The following is a 15680-nucleotide window of genomic DNA, read 5'->3' as shown; positions in this document are numbered from 1 at the left end:
TCAGAGCCTGAACCGGCCTCTTCGCGAGCAAGCCCGCTCCCACATTTAACCGCGTTCCAATGTGGGAGCGGGCTTGCTCGCGAAGGCGGTTCCACAGGTAACTAAAATCTCAGGGCAGTTCGATCCTCTCAACTTCCCCGGGCACCGTCGGCCAATCCCCGGCCGCCCAACGCCGGCGCGCTTCATCAATCGCCGCCGGATCGCTCGCGACAAAATTCCAGTTGATCCGCCGTGGCCCGTCCAGCGGAGCACCGCCGAACAACACGGCGTGACTGTCGCTTTCGGCAAACAGTGTCATCTCTTCCCCCGCAGGCAGTACCACCAGCGAGTACGGCTCTATTGGCTCGCCATCGAGTTGCACTTCGCCACTCAACACATACAGCGCACGTTCTTCATGCTCCGTGGGAATCAGCAATGTCGTCGCCGTTTGCAGGTGCAGTTCCGCGTACAGCGTAGGAGAAAGCACTGGCACTGGCGATTCCAGGCAAAAGCCTGACCCGGCAATCATGCGAATCTTCACCCCCAGGTTTTCGCTGACCGGCAATGTGGACGCTGGATGGTGGCTGTAATGCCCCGGACCTTGTTCTTTATCCTTGGGCGAAGCCAGCCAGATCTGCAAGCCGTGCATCGTGAAGCCGCTTTCCTTCAGGGCCTCGGGCGTGCGTTCGACGTGGGCGATGGCGCTGCCGGCCGTCATCCAGCTGACGTCGCCAGTCCCGACCACTTGATCGGAACCAAGGCTGTCCTTGTGCTGGATCTGCCCCTGGAACAAGTAGGTGAGGGTGGACAGGCCAATGTGTGGATGCTGGCGAATGTTCATGCCTTTGCCCGGTGGATAACGGGTTTCCAGCATGTGGTCGAAAAACACGAATGGCCCGACGCTGCGGCACTTGGCCGATGGCAGCGGGCGGAGAATCGGCTGGCCCTCGACATCTTCGGTGCGGGGGCGGATCACGAGCGGAGTGTTCATGGTGCGTTCCAGGCTGAGCGGGTAATGCGTTCGAGCATAACCCGCTTGGGCAACCCTTGCCGCTATTGGCTGAACGCGCCTTCGGACAAATGCGTTTCGATGCTGACTTCAGACGTGGTCATCAGCTTGTGGATCGGGCAGCGATCGGCCACGCGGTGCAGTTCATCGCGCTGGGCGTCGGTGAGTACGCCCTTGAGGGTCAGTTTGACGTGCAGCGCGTACTGGCCTTTCTGTTCCAGGCTGTTGTCGCGCTTGACCTCGACGCCGACACCGGTCAGCGGGATGTCTTTCTTCCTGGCATACAGCTTCAGGGTCAGGGCTTTGCAGGCACCCAGCGCGGCATCGAAATAATCGTGTGGCTCCGGCGCCGAGCCCTCTCCGCCAGCCGTGGCGGGCGCGTCGGCGAAGAGTTCGTGGTCATCGATCTGGACGCTGTGGCGCAAACCTTCGGCAGAAACGGTATTGACGGTAACAGTCATGGCAAACCTCGCAGGCGACAGGAAAACTCATTCGATCAAAAAGGACCTTGAAGGTGTAGAGCCATCGCGTTTGTCGGGTGTTCCAATCTGTAGGAGCGAGCTTGCTTGCGATGATCTCACTGGCACTGCGTGTATCCGCCAGGGCGAGTCATCGTTAAAGTCCATCGCGAGCAAGCTCGCTCCTACTGGTCTCGATCCGGATCAGCTGCCTTTGACTGGCTTGCCGTTGACCGTGCCGTCCAGGAGCATGATGTTGTATTCCTTGCCGTCGGTTTCGACCTGTTGCAGGCGGACCAGCAGGTAGTCCCAATCCTTGGCGAACCACAGCACGGTGATGCGCTTGCTTTGCGTCGGATCGCGTACGCGCTCGACCTTGATCGCATCGATCTGGCCAGCCTTGGTGTCGACTTTTTCCGAGCCCAGCACACGGAAGTCATAGGTATCGACTTCGCCATCATCGACAACCTGATAGCTCATGCTCTTTTTGCCGGCAGCCACGTCATGTTGCAGCGCCAGTTGATAGGTGGATTTGTCGACCATGCCGCGGTTCAGCGGAATATCGACCGCGTCACCACGATCGGTGCCGGTGACCTTTTTCGCGGCCCAGTCGAAATCCAGGTCGGCTTTCTTGGCTTTGCCCAGGCCGCCACGCTCGAAGTGGTAGGACTGGGGCAGCAAGGTGTCCTTGTCCACGGTCAGGGTGCTTTCTTCGGACAGGCTGGCGATCATCATCGAAGCCTTGAAGCTGAGCTTCCAGACGCCGTTGGCTTCCTTGGTCAGGCTGCGCTCGGCAGTGCCACTCATGGGCAGCTGTTTCCAGTCGGCGGTGTAGCTGGCGGAGAAAGGTTGAAGGTCTGCCGCCTGGGCGAAGGGCAAGGCGAGCAGAGCGCAAGCGAAGAGCAGGGCGCGACGCATAAAATCTCCTAGTTTCGAATCAAGTGGCCGCTGGCCGCGAGTAACTGTCCATCCAGTAAAGCACCTTGCTCGCCGAGGGCCAGACGACCTTCGGCAAACCAGCGTACGGCCATCGGGTAGATCAGGTGTTCCTGAACATGGACCCGCTGCGCCAGACTCTGCGGCGAATCCTGTAACTCTACCGGTATTACAGCTTGTACGACCAGTGGTCCGCCATCGAGTTCCTCGGTGACGAAGTGCACGGAGCAGCCGTGCTCGGTGTCGCCAGCCTCCAGCGCGCGCTCATGGGTGTGTAACCCTTTGTATTTGGGTAGCAGCGAGGGATGGATATTGAGCAGGCGACCCTGATAGTGGCGTACGAAACCAGCGCTGAGAATGCGCATGAATCCGGCGAGTACCACGAGTTTGGGATTGAAGGCGTCGATCAGTTCGATCAGCGCGGCGTCGAAGGCCTCGCGACCTTCGAAAGCCTTGTGATCCAGGGCGCGGGTGTCGATACCCGCGTCCCTGGCGCGTTGCAGGCCGTAGGCGTCGGCGCGGTTGGAAATCACCGCAGCGATGCGGACCGGGCTGTCGCCGGTCCGCGTGCTGTCGATCAGGGCCTGCAAGTTACTGCCGGTGCCGGACAACAGCACCACGACATCACAGGTCTTAGGCATCAGTGAGCCTTGAGGTTCTTCAGTTCAACCTGAGCTGCGCCTTCGGCAGCGGTGGAGATCTGGCCGATGACCCAAGGCTGCTCGCCCGCTTCGCGCAGAACGTTCAGGGCGGCTTCAACGTGCTCCTGAGCCACGCAGATGACCATGCCCACGCCGCAGTTCAGCACGCGGTGCATTTCGTTCTCGTCAACGTTGCCTTTCTCTTGCAGCCAGTCGAACACTGCCGGGCGGTTCCAGCTTGCCACGTCAACCACGGCTTGAGCGCCTTTTGGCAGAACGCGCGGGATGTTGTCCAGCAGACCGCCGCCAGTGATGTGGGCCATGGCTTTGACAGCGCCGGTTTCCTTGATCAGCTTGAGCAGCGGCTTCACGTAGATACGGGTCGGGGCCATCAGCAGGTCGGTCAGCGGCTTGCCGTCGAGCTGGATGTTCTCGATGTCGGCGCCGGATACTTCGATGATCTTGCGGATCAGCGAGTAGCCGTTGGAGTGCGGGCCGGAAGACGGCAGGGCGAGCAGGGCATCGCCGGCAGCAACCTTGGAACCGTCGATGATTTCGGATTTTTCCACGACGCCGACGCAGAAACCGGCCAGGTCGTAGTCTTCACCTTCGTACATGCCCGGCATTTCAGCGGTTTCGCCGCCAACCAGCGAGCAGCCCGACAGTTCGCAGCCAGCGCCGATGCCGGTCACAACCTGGGCAGCGGTGTCGACGTTCAGTTTGCCGGTTGCATAGTAGTCGAGGAAGAACAGCGGCTCGGCGCCGCACACCACCAGGTCGTTGACGCACATGGCAACCAGGTCGATGCCGATGCTGTCGTGCTTGTTCAGATTCAGTGCCAGGCGCAGCTTGGTGCCGACGCCGTCAGTACCGGAAACCAGCACAGGCTGCTTGTAGCCGGCCGGGATTTCGCAGAGGGCGCCGAAACCGCCCAGGCCGCCCATGACTTCCGGGCGCGCAGTGCGCTTGGCGACGCTCTTGATGCGTTCGACCAATGCTTCACCGGCGTCGATGTCTACACCGGCGTCCTTGTAGCTCAGGGAGGGTTGCTTGCTCATGATCCAGGCCTTTAGGGGGGGATTTCTGGGTAACGACCGAGTCCATCGGGACCGCCGAAACAGGCGAAGGCGAGGGCCATGCACGAATTTCAGGGTGCCCGGCTGTTGCCGGTCTGCGAAGGCGCGCGATTTTATCAGGCTTGAGCCGCAGCGGCCATCCTCAGGCCGACAGCAGGGCCATATCCGTTCAAAAAAACCGTTAATGCGCGGTGTCGGTGGCATCCTGCATGGCTGTATAAGGTATCGCATTAACCGTCTATCGTTATGACAGTGCGAAAACTTACCCGGAACGTGTGAATGTTTTGCGTCGGGCAACGGTCACAGTCTTGCTCGATTGTCTTCATGCGGTCTGTTCCAGCCGCTCTTGTCGTCAGGAATCCTCCATGCGTTTCTGTAAATTCTTGCTTGTGAGTTGTTTGTCAGTGGTCAGCCTGGTCAGTCAAGCCGAAACCGTCAAAGGCCTTTACCTGGTACGCGAACCGGTGAATGGCCAGTCGCCCGAGGAGCGCGACCAGGCGACTCAGCGGGCGTTGGACACATTGGTATTGCGCCTGACCGGCGACCCCAAGGCCGCTCAAAGTCCGGGGTTGGCAGCGATTCGCAAAGACCCGCAACAGATCATCAGCCAATATGGCTTTGAGGCCGGGCCCCCGGAAGTCCTGAAGGTCGATTTCGATCCGGGTACCACCGAGCAGGCCTTGCGCCGCGCCGGCCTGGCCATGTGGGGGGCCAATCGGCCGTCGATCCTCGGCTGGTGGTTGAATGATTCCACCGAGGGTTCAAGCCTGGTGGGCGACGGCCAGGCCAGCGCGGCGCCGCTGCGTCGGGCTGCCCAGCATCGGGGCTTGCCATTGCGCTTGCCATTGGCGGACCTGAACGAACAGATCGTCGCAACCGCGCCGAATCTGGAGGGCGCAGATCCCGCACCTTTGCATGCGGCATCGGAACGCTACAATGCCGACGCCCTGCTTGCGGTACACGCCAGGGAAGAGGGTGGGCAATGGCAAGCCAAGTGGCAATTGTGGCTGGGGGATAAAAAAGAGGCCGGCAGTGTGCAGGGCGCCGATCAGGCCGCCGTGGCCGATGCGGTGATGCTGGCCGTCAACGAGCGCCTGGCGCCGCGGTTTGTCGCCAGGCCGGGTGCTTCGAGCGAGCAATTGCTGGAAGTGCAAGGCATGAATCTTGAGCGCTACGCGTCGCTCGGACGATTGCTGGAACCGTTTGGCGGGCGTGTGCGCAGTGTCGACGGTGACCGGATTCTTTATCGGGTCAATGGCAGCGTCGATCAGTTGCGTGCGCAACTGTCGCTGGCCAGACTGCAGGAGGCGCCGGCGGGTCAGGCCCCGGTCCCGGCCCCGGTAGCGCCCGTTCAACCAACCACCGGCAGCCCGGTGCCACCCGCCGCGCCGGCCCCGATCCCGCAGCTACGTTTTCGCTGGTAGTTTTTCTTTCTTTATATAGAAGCAATGGAGTGGTTCATGGCCGATACGCGGCGTTGGTTCTGGCTCGGCGGGGTGGTCCTGCTGTGTGTGTTTGTCTGGTTGTTGCATCCGATCCTGACGCCGTTCCTGGTGGCGCTGCTGTTGGCCTACCTGTTCGACCCGCTGGTGGATCGGCTGGAGAAGGCAGGCCTGTCCAGAACCTGGGGTGTCGTGGCGGTGTTTACCCTGTTTACATTGATCTTCACCGCGCTGCTGTTGGTGTTGGTGCCCTTGCTCGCCAGGCAGTTGTTTCGTTTGTATGAGCTGGCCCCGCAAATGCTCGACTGGCTGCAGCACACTGCGTTGCCCTGGGCGCAATCGAAGTTCGGCCTGTCGGACGGTTTCTGGAAGTTCGACAAGCTCAAGGCCGCCATCAGCGAGCATATGAGTCAGACCACTGATGTTGTCGGCGTGGTGCTGAGCCATGCCACGGCCTCGGGACTGGCGTTGATCGGCTGGCTGGCGAACCTGGTGTTGATTCCGGTGGTGAGCTTCTACCTGTTGCGGGATTGGGACCTGATGATGGCCAAGGTCCGCAGCCTGCTGCCCCGTGATCGTGAAGCGCGCGCGGTGTCGCTGGCGGGTGAATGCCATGAAGTGCTCGGAGCGTTTGTGCGCGGACAGTTGCTGGTGATGGTGGCCTTGGGTGTGATCTATGCAGCCGGCCTGATGCTGGTCGGGTTGGAACTGGGTCTGCTGATTGGCCTGATTGCCGGTCTGGCGGCGATCGTGCCGTACATGGGGTTTATCATCGGGATTGGCGCGGCGCTGCTTGCGGGGCTGTTCCAGTTCGGTGGTGATCTTTATCCAATGCTCGGCATTGTCGCGGTGTTCATGGTCGGCCAGGCGCTGGAGGGTATGGTGCTGACGCCGTTGCTGGTCGGTGACCGGATTGGTCTGCACCCGGTGGCGGTGATTTTCTCGATCCTGGCCGGTGGTGAGCTGTTTGGCTTTACCGGCGTGTTGCTGGCATTGCCGGTCGCCGCGGTGATCATGGTGCTGGTGCGCCATGTGCATGATTTGTATAAGGATTCTGAAATCTACGGGAGAGCCGACGAGCCGCAGGTGTAAGGGCCGTCGATAGCCGATGGCGGGCTGCCCGGGTTCGTACCGGATCAGCCTGCTGGCGTCGCCCGGCTGTCACATGCACCGCCAAAGAATCTGTCACAAAACCAATGCATTAACGCAAACCTTTGATTTTGCTTGTGGTCTGTCGCATTGTGCGGTCCGCTTCACGGGTATAAACTTCGCAAACTTTACACAGAGGCCACTAACGGTTCCTTTGGAACTGTTCAGTCAGCATGAAACCGATTCAGCTGCCCCTAGGTGTGCGTCTGCGTGACGACGCCACCTTTATCAACTACTACCCAGGCGCCAATGCCGCTGCACTCGGCTATGTCGAGCGGCTGTGCGAAGCCGACGCCGGCTGGACCGAAAGCCTGATTTACCTTTGGGGCAAGGACGGGGTAGGGCGTACGCACCTGTTGCAGGCCGCCTGCCTGCGCTTCGAGCAATTGGGCGAGCCGGCGGTGTATCTGCCGTTGGCCGAGCTGCTCGATCGCGGCATTGAAATCCTCGACAACCTCGAACAGTACGAGCTGGTCTGCCTGGATGATTTGCAGGTGGTCGCCGGACGAGCAGATTGGGAAGAGGCGCTGTTTCATCTGTTCAATCGCTTGCGCGACAGCGGTCGGCGCTTGCTGATTGCCGCGTCGACATCCCCTCGGGAGCTGCCGGTGAAGCTGGCGGATCTCAAATCCCGCCTGACCCTGGCCTTGATCTTCCAGATGCGTCCGCTGTCCGATGAGGACAAACTGCGTGCCCTGCAATTGCGCGCCTCCCGTCGCGGTCTGCATCTGACCGATGAAGTCGGGCATTTCATTCTGACTCGCGGTACCCGCAGCATGAGTGCGCTGTTCGAGTTGCTCGAGCGCCTCGACCAGGCCTCCCTCCAGGCTCAGCGCAAGCTGACAATCCCGTTTTTGAAAGAAACCCTCGGCTGGTAAACCCGCTGAAACCGGGGCGTTTAGCCGTTTCGGCATATTTCAGGCGCCAGAAATCCCGCTTTCCTGCAAGGTTGCAGGCCGCGTGTGTGTTTAAAATGGGCTTAAGCGCTTAGATGTAAACGAGAAACGGATAAGTCACAAAAAGATCGATTGAATTTGCAAATGAGGTTGATAGCGGGCATAGTCTCGGCTTCTTTACAACTTTCAGCCACGGTCGTGCCCATGCTAAATCGCTTCGCACCCCTCGTGCCTCTCGCACTCGTTACCCTGTTGTTCGGTTGCGCTGCCCACACTCCAGTGGCCCAGCAGGCTCCGCAACAGCAGGTTCAAAACTCGGCTACCGCCCAGTCTTCCGCTCTCTTCCAGGAAGAACTGGCTACCGAAAAAGAACTCGCAGACTTCGCTGGCGGCAAGTCCTACCAGCTTCCGGTCCTGGCCGACAGCATCCTCGAACGTGGCATGTCCCTGATCGGTACCCGCTACCGTTTCGGCGGTACTTCTGAAGCCGGCTTCGATTGCAGTGGTTTCATCGGTTACCTGTTCCGCGAAGAAGCGGGCATGAACCTGCCACGCTCCACCCGCGAAATGATCAACGTGGACGCTCCGCTGGTCTCGCGCAGCAAGCTTGAACCGGGCGACCTGCTGTTCTTCGCAACCAACGGTCGTCGTGGTCGCGTCAGTCACGCCGGGATCTACCTGGGTGACAACCAGTTCATCCACTCCAGCAGCCGCCGCAGCGGCGGTGTGCGCATCGATAGCCTGGGTGACAGCTACTGGAGCAAGACCTTCATCGAAGCCAAGCGCGCCCTGGCAATGGCACCTAACGCGTCGCCAATCGTCACTGCACGCAAATAAGCGGACAATTTGTAAGGCGAACTTAAAGTCTTACTTGAAGTTTGTCGTGTAGCCGCTAGAATCTTGATCTACAAATGATGGCAAACCGCCTGCGTCCCACGCAGGCGGTTTTCTTTTCTGCGCTCCCCGCAGAAAAAGCCGCAGCCAGATCAGGATGTTCTGCTTATGACGACGTCGGCCCGCCTCGCAATCATGTTCTTCGCAGCGCTGCTCAGTGCCTGCGCCAGCCGCACACCGCCTCCTGCGCCGGTGGTTCGCGCTCCCATCGTATTTGGTTCCTCACAAGCTTTTTCGCCCGAAGCGGAAGACGTGCTGTTTCGCGCGCTCGGTCTGGTGGGCACGCCTTATCGCTGGGGTGGCAATACGCCGGATTCCGGATTTGATTGCAGCGGCCTGATCGCTTATGTGTACCGCGATGTCGCCGGTATTGCCTTGCCGCGTACCACGCGCGAGATGATCTCCATGCAAGCGGCGAATGTGGGCAAGGACGGCTTGCAGACCGGCGACCTGCTTTTCTTTGCCACCAATGGCGGTTCCCAGGTCAGTCATGCTGGCATCTATGTGGGAGAGGGGCGTTTCGTCCATGCGCCGGCCACTGGCGGCACTGTGAAGCTCGACAGTCTGTCCAAGGCGTATTGGCAAAAAGCTTACCTGAGCGCCAAGCGTGTTCTGCAGCCTGAACATTTGGCGCGCAATCCGTAATCTCCGGAGCTGGTGGTCATGACTGCTCGCACGCTCAATCTCGACGACGCCCTGTACCAATACCTGCTCGATGTTTCCCTGCGCGAAACGCCTCTGCTCAAGCGCTTGCGCGATGAGACCCAGGCGATGCCGATGGCACGCTGGCAGGTGGCGCCTGAACAGGGGCAGTTTCTTGCTTTGCTGGTGAAACTGACAGGGGCCAGGCGTTTGCTCGAAGTCGGCACCTTTACTGGTTACAGCGCACTGTGCATGGCGGCGGCATTGCCCGCTGGTGGCTCGCTGATTTGCTGTGACATTCCCGGTGACTACAACGCCACGGCCCTGCGTTACTGGCAGGAAGCCGGGCTGGCCGGACGCATCGATCTGCGCCTGGCGCCTGCGCTGGAAACCCTCGGCAAGCTGGACCAGCCAGGCCAGTTCGATCTGGTTTTCATCGATGCCGACAAGGCCAACTACCCGGCTTATCTGGAGCACGCCCTGCGATTGCTGCGGGTCGGCGGGCTGGCGGTGTTCGATAACACGCTATGGAGCGGGCGCGTGCTCGAGACCAGTCCCGAGAGCGCGGACACCCGGGCGATCCAGGCGCTCAACCGGGCGTTGAAGGACGATGCGCGGGTGGATCTGTCGTTGTTGCCGTTGGGTGATGGGCTCACACTCTGTCGCAAACGCTAGACCCCTGAACCCTGTGGGAGCGGGCTTGCTCGCGAATGCGCAATGTCAGACGCCACATCTGTTGACTGATACACCGCCTTCGCGAGCAAGCCCGCTCCCACAGGGGAATATGTTGGCAGTTGGAATTTATTTTGCTGCCGACACCCGCCACACCTTGTTCCCCACATCATCGGCCACCAACAGGTCACCCTGTCGGTCGATCGCCACGCCCACCGGGCGGCCCATGGCTTCTTCCTTGCCATTGAGAAACCCGCTGAGCACATCAACCGGATTCCCGACCGGCTTGCCGGCGCGGAAGGGCACGAAAATCACTTTGTAGCCGCTGTGCGGCTTGCGGTTCCAGGAGCCGTGCTGCCCGATGAATGCCCCTTGGGTGAAGGGCGGCGGCAGTTTGCTGTTTTCAGCGAAGGTCAGGCCCAGTGACGCCGTGTGCGGCCCGACCGCGTAGTCCGGGGCGATAGCCTTGGCCACCAGGTCCGGGTTTTGCGGCTCGACGCGAATATCGACATGCTGGCCGAAGTAACTGTACGGCCAGCCATAGAATGCGCCGTCTTTCACCGAGGTGATGTAGTCGGGTACCAGGTCGCTGCCGATTTCATCCCGTTCGTTGACCGCGGTCCACAGCGCGCCACTGTGCGGTTCCCAGGCCATACCGTTGGGGTTGCGCAGGCCGGACGCAAAGATCCGCTGCTGGCCGGTGGCGCGATCCACTTCCCAGATCGCCGCGCGACCTTCTTCCTTGTCCATGCCGTGTTCCGCAACGTTGCTGTTGGAACCTACGGTGACGTACAGCTTGCTGCCGTCCTTGCTGGCGATGACGTTTTTGGTCCAGTGGTGATTCAGCAGGCCGCCCGGCAGGTCGACCACTTTTGCCGGCGGTGACTTGATCTGCGTATCGCCACTTTCATAGTGAAAGCGCAGCAGCCGATCAGTGTCGGCCACATACAGGTCATTGCCGACCAGGGTCATGCCGAAGGGCGAGTTGAGGTTTTGCAGAAACACCGTGCGGGTTTCCGCGACCCCATCGTGGTCCTTGTCGCGCAGCAAAGTGATGCGGTTGGCGCTGGGCACCCTGGCTCCGGCACGCCCCATGAATTTCTTCATGACCCAGCCGCGAATGCCTTTGCCGTCTTCGGGTTTGGGGGGGGCACTGGTTTCCGCGACCAGCACATCGCCATTGGGCAGTACATAAAGCCAGCGCGGGTGATCCAGGTCTTCGGCAAAAGCGGCCACTTGGGTGCCATTGGCGGCGATGGGCTTCGCACCCTGCGGCCAGCCGATGGCCGGGGCGATGTTCACGGTCGGGATCAGGGTTTTGTCGGGTTCTGGCAGTTGAGGCGAAGGACCGGTGCCGTCTGAGACTTGCAGGCGGGCGGTCCCGCCACAAGCGGCGAGCCCTCCGCAGAACGCGATAACGAGAACGAGCGGGGGCGTGCGCATACGGTCTTCCCTATGAGTGCCTTGTTCTAATCATAGAGGCGCGTTGTCGTCCGATGGTTCAACCCTTAGCCACGTGCCTCCTTGAACAGCACTGCTATGCCGGGGTGATAGTTGCCGGCTTCGTTGCGCAACTTGCGGTAGGCATAAGGGAAATACCAGGCGACAGCGCAGCTGTGTTCCTTTTGCAGGTCGTCGACCATGTCCTGGAGCTCTTCCGGTGTGGCGCCCTGCTGGGCTTTTTGCGGGGCGACGAACAGGCAGCCGAGTTTCAGGTCGCTGGCGTGGCTCAGGCGCTTGGCATCGCTGGCGATGTCGAGCAGGGCCTGGGTCAGATTGAGGCCGTTGACCCGTGGCCAGCGCTGGCTGGTCTGGATGTAGGCGCGGGTTTCGGGCGAGGCCAGGAGCAGGTCGGCGCGGCTGTTGCGTTCGCCTTCTTCGGTCTGCTTGCGGGTGGGCGTCTGTTGCAGTGTGACCATCTCGGCCATCCAGGCGGCGGCAGACAGTAGTCCGAGATTGGCCTTTTCGTCGTGCCAGTACGGTGTGTCGCCATCACCGCGGACGGCGTTATAACGGTCGATGCATTCGAACCAGTGTTCGAGCACCGGGCGCAGGAATTCCAGCTTTGGATTGCTGATGATCATGCCTTGCATGGGCTCACCCTTGTTGTTGTGTTGTGAGGTTGTGGCTCTTTGATATCACTGCTGAGGGCGTGGCACAAGATTGACGTCAGTTTATTGATTGATGGCAGTTATTCGGTCGATGGCCTCCCGGCTTTAATTGACGCTCCACCCCCAACCCTCTAACCTTCGCGGCTTGTTTCAGGTGCTCTGTGGCTTGGGTCGACAGAGTGAAACAGGGAAGCCGGTGAGTGAGTCCTTCTGTTGGTCGAAGGCCTGCAATTCCGGCGCTGCCCCCGCAACGGTAAATGAGTGAAAACTGTGTGTGATGCCACTGTGTCGATTTGATGCGGGAAGGCGCACGGTCTGGCCCCGCGGCCACTCATGAGCCCGGAGACCGGCCTGATTCATCCAGCGGCATCACGGTGGGCGATGCCAGGCTTGTTGCCTTCTATTCTTGTGCCTGCCCGCCGTTATTCCTGCCTCAACGGAGAGCTCCCCCATGACTGATACCCCCGATCGTGACGAACGCCATCTGGCGCGCATGCAGCGCAAAAAAGCCGTGATCGACGAGCGCATCGCCAATTCCCCGAACGAGTGTGGCCTGCTGCTGGTGCTGACCGGCAACGGCAAGGGCAAGAGCAGTTCGGCCTTCGGCATGCTTGCCCGCGCCATGGGGCACGGCATGCAATGCGGCGTGGTGCAGTTCATCAAGGGCCGCAACAGTACGGGGGAGGAGTTGTTCTTCCGGCGCTTTCCCGAGCAGGTGCGTTTTCATGTGATGGGCGAGGGCTTTACCTGGGAAACCCAGGACCGCCAGCGCGACATCGCCGCCGCCGAAGCGGCCTGGGCGGTGTCGCAGCAACTGCTGCGCGATCCGTCCATCGGTCTGGTGGTGCTCGATGAGCTGAACATCGCCCTCAAGCACGGCTACCTCGATCTCGATCAGGTGCTCAGCGACTTGCAGGCCCGACCGCCGATGCAACACGTGGTGGTCACCGGTCGTGCCGCCAAGCCGGAGATGATCGAGATGGCTGACACCGTCACCGAAATGGGCGTGATCAAGCACGCCTTTCAAGCCGGGATCAAAGCGCAGAAAGGCGTCGAATTGTGAGTCAGCCTCGGCACTGTCCGGCGGTACTGATTGCCGCGCCGGCCTCTGGCCAGGGCAAGACCACCGTCACCGCGGCACTGGCCCGATTGCATCGCAATCAGGGGCGCAAGGTCCGAGTGTTCAAGTGCGGGCCCGACTTTCTCGATCCGATGATCCTCGAGCGCGCCAGCGGTGCGCCGGTGTATCAGCTGGACATGTGGATGGTCGGCGAGCAGGAGAGTCGCCGGTTGCTGTGGGAAGCCGCCGCTGAAGCCGACCTGATCCTGATCGAAGGCGTCATGGGGTTGTTCGACGGTACGCCGTCGAGCGCTGATTTGGCGCGGCATTTCGGTGTGCCGGTGCTGGGGGTGATCGATGGCACCGCCATGGCCCAGACCTTTGGCGCATTGGCCCTGGGGCTGGCGCGTTATCAGCCGGACTTGCCGTTTGCCGGCGTGCTGGCCAATCGTGTCGGCACGCAGCGCCACGCGCAACTGCTCGAAGGTAGCCTGACTGAGGGTTTGCGCTGGTACGGCGCGCTGTCCCGGGAAACCGGGATCGAACTGCCGAGCCGGCACCTGGGGCTGGTGCAGGCCAGTGAGTTGAACGATCTCGACCTGCGCCTCGACGCGGCAGCCGATGCCCTGGCCAGCAGTTGCGAGGTCGCGCTGCCACCGGCAGTCGAATTCGCCGCCCCTGATGTCATCGCGGCCGAACCGCTGCTGGCCGGTGTACGCATTGCCGTCGCCCGCGATGAAGCCTTTGCGTTCACCTATGGCGCGAGCCTGGATCTGCTGCGGGCGATGGGCGCCGAGTTGTCATTCTTCTCGCCGATCCGCGACCGTGTGTTGCCGCAGGCGGACAGCCTGTATCTGCCGGGCGGCTACCCGGAACTGCACCATGTTGCGCTGGCGCAAAACACCGCGATGCTCGATGCGATCCGCGCCCACCACCAGGCAGGCAAACCGTTGCTCGCCGAGTGTGGCGGCATGCTGTATCTGCTCGACTCCCTGACCGATGTCGAAGGCACTCGCGCCGAACTGGTTGGCTTGCTGGCCGGTGATGCGGTCATGCAAAAGCGCCTGGCAGCGCTGGCTTTGCAAGCGGTGGAACTGCCGGAAGGCTCGCTGCGTGGGCACACCTATCACCATTCGCTGACCACCACTGAACTGGCGCCGATTGCCCGTGGCTTGAGCCCTAACGGCGGGCGCGGAGCGGAGGCGGTCTACCGTGAGGGGCGGATGACTGCCTCTTACGTGCACTTTTATTTTCCGTCGAACCCCTCGGCGATTGCCGCGCTGTTTGCGCCTGACCTTGAAGCCGCCTTCGCGAGCAAGCCCGCTCCCACAGGGGATTGCGTTTCAAATGTGGGAGCGGGCTTGCTCGCGAAGCGGCCATGAGCGACAACGCATTCTCCGAAGCCGAGCGCGCGGCGGTGTACCGCGCCATTGCCGAGCGCCGCGACATGCGCCACTTCAGCGGCGGCACCGTCGAGCCCGAATTGCTCCGTCGCCTGCTCGAAGCCGCGCATCAGGCACCCAGTGTCGGCCTGATGCAGCCCTGGCGCTTCATTCGCATCAGCGATCGCGCCTTGCGCGGGCAAATCCAGGCCCTGGTAGAAGAAGAACGCATTCGCACCGCCGAAGCCCTTGGCGAGCGCAGCGATGAGTTCATGAAGCTCAAGGTGGAAGGCATCAACGATTGCGCCGAGGTGCTGGTCGCCGCACTGATGGACGACCGCGAGCAGCATATCTTCGGCCGCCGCACGCTGCCGGAAATGGACATGGCTTCGTTGTCCTGCGCGATCCAGAACCTGTGGCTGGCGTCCCGTGCCGAAGGGCTGGGCATGGGGTGGGTGTCGCTGTTCGAACCACAGGCACTGGCGGACCTGTTGAGGTTGCCGCCGGGTGCCAAGCCGTTGGCCGTGCTGTGCCTGGGGCCGGTCAAAGAGTTCTATCCGGCACCGATGCTGGTGCTCGAAGGCTGGGCGCAGGCGCGTCCGCTACATGAATTGCTGTATGAAAATTATTGGGGAGTGAGTCAATGAGTGTGGCGTTGTTGAGTGTCGCCGCGGTTGCGCTGGATGCGCTGCTGGGTGAACCCAAACGCTGGCATCCGCTGGTGGCGTTCGGCCGTTTTGCCGAGCGCATCGAGCAACGTTTCAACGGCGGCGGTCGCGGCTGGCGCAGCCATGGCGTCACCGCGTGGGTGATTGCCGTGTTGCCACTGACGCTGCTGGCCACGGCATTCTCCTGGGCGCCTTATGTCGGCTGGATCGTCGAGATTCTCGCGCTCTATTGCGCCCTCGGCATGCGCAGCCTCGGTGAGCACGTCACGCCTGTGGCCAAGGCCCTGCGCAGTAATGACCTGGAAGCGGCGCGCACGCGGGTGGGCTATCTGGTCAGTCGCCAGACCAGCGAACTGGATGAAACCGAAGTCGCCCGTGCCGCTACCGAGTCGGTGCTGGAAAACGGCAGCGATGCGGTGTTCGCGGCGTTGTTCTGGTTTGCCGTGGCGGGCGCGCCGGGCGTGGTGCTCTACCGCCTGAGCAATACGCTGGATGCGATGTGGGGTTATCGCAATGAGCGCTTCGAACGGTTCGGCTGGGCGGCGGCGAAGGTCGACGACGTACTCAATTACATTCCTGCGCGCCTGGTGGCACTGACATACGCGCTGCTGGGCAAAACCCGGCTGGCATTGAAATGCTGGCGCACCCAGGCCCCGACCTGGGAT

General features: G+C 61.4%; 17 protein-coding genes and 1 riboswitch. Of the genes, 10 read left to right on the top strand and 7 right to left on the bottom strand.

The window, feature by feature from the left end; genetic code table 11:
- Positions 1-109: 109 nt before the first annotated feature.
- The 5 genes from KGA98_RS24150 to purM all read right to left on the bottom strand — a co-directional run bounded on the left by KGA98_RS24150 (position 110) and on the right by purM (position 4081).
- Positions 110-970 (bottom strand): pirin family protein, encoded by an 861-nt coding sequence (locus KGA98_RS24150; RefSeq protein ID WP_057715819.1) that lies wholly within the window; start codon positions 968-970, stop codon positions 110-112.
- Positions 971-1032: 62 nt separating this feature from the next.
- Positions 1033-1449 (bottom strand): OsmC family protein, encoded by a 417-nt coding sequence (locus KGA98_RS24145; protein WP_057715818.1) that lies wholly within the window; start codon positions 1447-1449, stop codon positions 1033-1035.
- Positions 1450-1650: 201 nt separating this feature from the next.
- On the bottom strand, positions 1651-2364 hold the full coding sequence (locus KGA98_RS24140; RefSeq protein ID WP_057715817.1) for a DUF3108 domain-containing protein: 714 nt from the start codon (positions 2362-2364) through the stop codon (positions 1651-1653).
- Positions 2365-2372: 8 nt separating this feature from the next.
- On the bottom strand, positions 2373-3023 hold the full coding sequence (gene purN, locus KGA98_RS24135; RefSeq protein ID WP_102671757.1) for a phosphoribosylglycinamide formyltransferase: 651 nt from the start codon (positions 3021-3023) through the stop codon (positions 2373-2375).
- Positions 3023-4081: a phosphoribosylformylglycinamidine cyclo-ligase gene (gene purM / locus KGA98_RS24130; protein WP_090457782.1), complete on the bottom strand. Its 1059-nt coding sequence runs from the start codon at positions 4079-4081 to the stop codon at positions 3023-3025. The genes purN and purM overlap by 1 nt, the downstream gene beginning before the upstream one ends.
- A gap of 383 nt (positions 4082-4464) precedes the next feature.
- On the opposite strand from purM, the gene KGA98_RS24125 reads away from it, so the two are divergent.
- From KGA98_RS24125 to KGA98_RS24100, 6 genes are all read left to right on the top strand, one after another.
- Positions 4465-5523 (top strand): DUF2066 domain-containing protein, encoded by a 1059-nt coding sequence (locus tag KGA98_RS24125; protein ID WP_218542799.1) that lies wholly within the window; start codon positions 4465-4467, stop codon positions 5521-5523.
- Positions 5524-5559: 36 nt separating this feature from the next.
- Complete coding sequence (locus tag KGA98_RS24120; protein ID WP_154909972.1) at positions 5560-6633, top strand: AI-2E family transporter; 1074 nt, start codon at positions 5560-5562, stop codon at positions 6631-6633.
- A 230-nt stretch (positions 6634-6863) separates the two neighbouring features.
- A complete protein-coding gene (gene hda, locus KGA98_RS24115; RefSeq protein ID WP_007984552.1) occupies positions 6864-7568 on the top strand; it encodes a DnaA regulatory inactivator Hda in 705 nt (234 codons plus the stop codon).
- A gap of 222 nt (positions 7569-7790) precedes the next feature.
- Positions 7791-8423, top strand: a complete 633-nt coding sequence (locus tag KGA98_RS24110) for a C40 family peptidase (RefSeq protein ID WP_057715813.1) — start codon at positions 7791-7793, stop codon at positions 8421-8423.
- A gap of 165 nt (positions 8424-8588) precedes the next feature.
- Positions 8589-9125 (top strand): C40 family peptidase, encoded by a 537-nt coding sequence (locus KGA98_RS24105; protein WP_057715812.1) that lies wholly within the window; start codon positions 8589-8591, stop codon positions 9123-9125.
- Between the two features lie 18 nt (positions 9126-9143).
- A complete protein-coding gene (locus KGA98_RS24100; RefSeq protein ID WP_218542802.1) occupies positions 9144-9797 on the top strand; it encodes an O-methyltransferase in 654 nt (217 codons plus the stop codon).
- Between the two features lie 126 nt (positions 9798-9923).
- On the opposite strand, the gene KGA98_RS24095 is transcribed toward KGA98_RS24100, so the two are convergent.
- Entirely contained in the window at positions 9924-11237 is a 1314-nt protein-coding gene (locus KGA98_RS24095) for a PQQ-dependent sugar dehydrogenase (protein ID WP_218542804.1), read from the bottom strand.
- Positions 11238-11302: 65 nt separating this feature from the next.
- Entirely contained in the window at positions 11303-11887 is a 585-nt protein-coding gene (locus KGA98_RS24090) for a hypothetical protein (protein ID WP_154909976.1), read from the bottom strand.
- Positions 11888-12040: 153 nt separating this feature from the next.
- Positions 12041-12275, top strand: a riboswitch (cobalamin riboswitch).
- An 81-nt stretch (positions 12276-12356) separates the two neighbouring features.
- Here KGA98_RS24090 and cobO point away from each other — a divergent pair.
- The 4 genes from cobO to KGA98_RS24070 form a co-directional block, all read left to right on the top strand.
- On the top strand, positions 12357-12968 hold the full coding sequence (gene cobO, locus KGA98_RS24085; RefSeq protein ID WP_057715808.1) for a cob(I)yrinic acid a,c-diamide adenosyltransferase: 612 nt from the start codon (positions 12357-12359) through the stop codon (positions 12966-12968).
- Positions 12965-14347: a cobyrinate a,c-diamide synthase gene (locus KGA98_RS24080; protein ID WP_218542806.1), complete on the top strand. Its 1383-nt coding sequence runs from the start codon at positions 12965-12967 to the stop codon at positions 14345-14347. The genes cobO and KGA98_RS24080 overlap by 4 nt, the downstream gene beginning before the upstream one ends.
- Positions 14344-14994: a 5,6-dimethylbenzimidazole synthase gene (bluB, locus tag KGA98_RS24075; protein WP_090453914.1), complete on the top strand. Its 651-nt coding sequence runs from the start codon at positions 14344-14346 to the stop codon at positions 14992-14994. The genes KGA98_RS24080 and bluB overlap by 4 nt, the downstream gene beginning before the upstream one ends.
- On the top strand, positions 14991-15680 hold a 690-nt coding region (locus KGA98_RS24070; RefSeq protein WP_223504139.1), incomplete at its 3' end, for a CobD/CbiB family cobalamin biosynthesis protein. The genes bluB and KGA98_RS24070, both read left to right, overlap by 4 nt.

It is taken from the genome of Pseudomonas sp. BF-R-24 (assembly GCF_019947335.1).
Lineage (GTDB): Bacteria > Pseudomonadota > Gammaproteobacteria > Pseudomonadales > Pseudomonadaceae > Aquipseudomonas > Aquipseudomonas jessenii.
The sequence above is the reverse complement of the archived record's forward strand: the minus strand, read 5'-3'. Positions and strand labels throughout refer to the sequence as shown.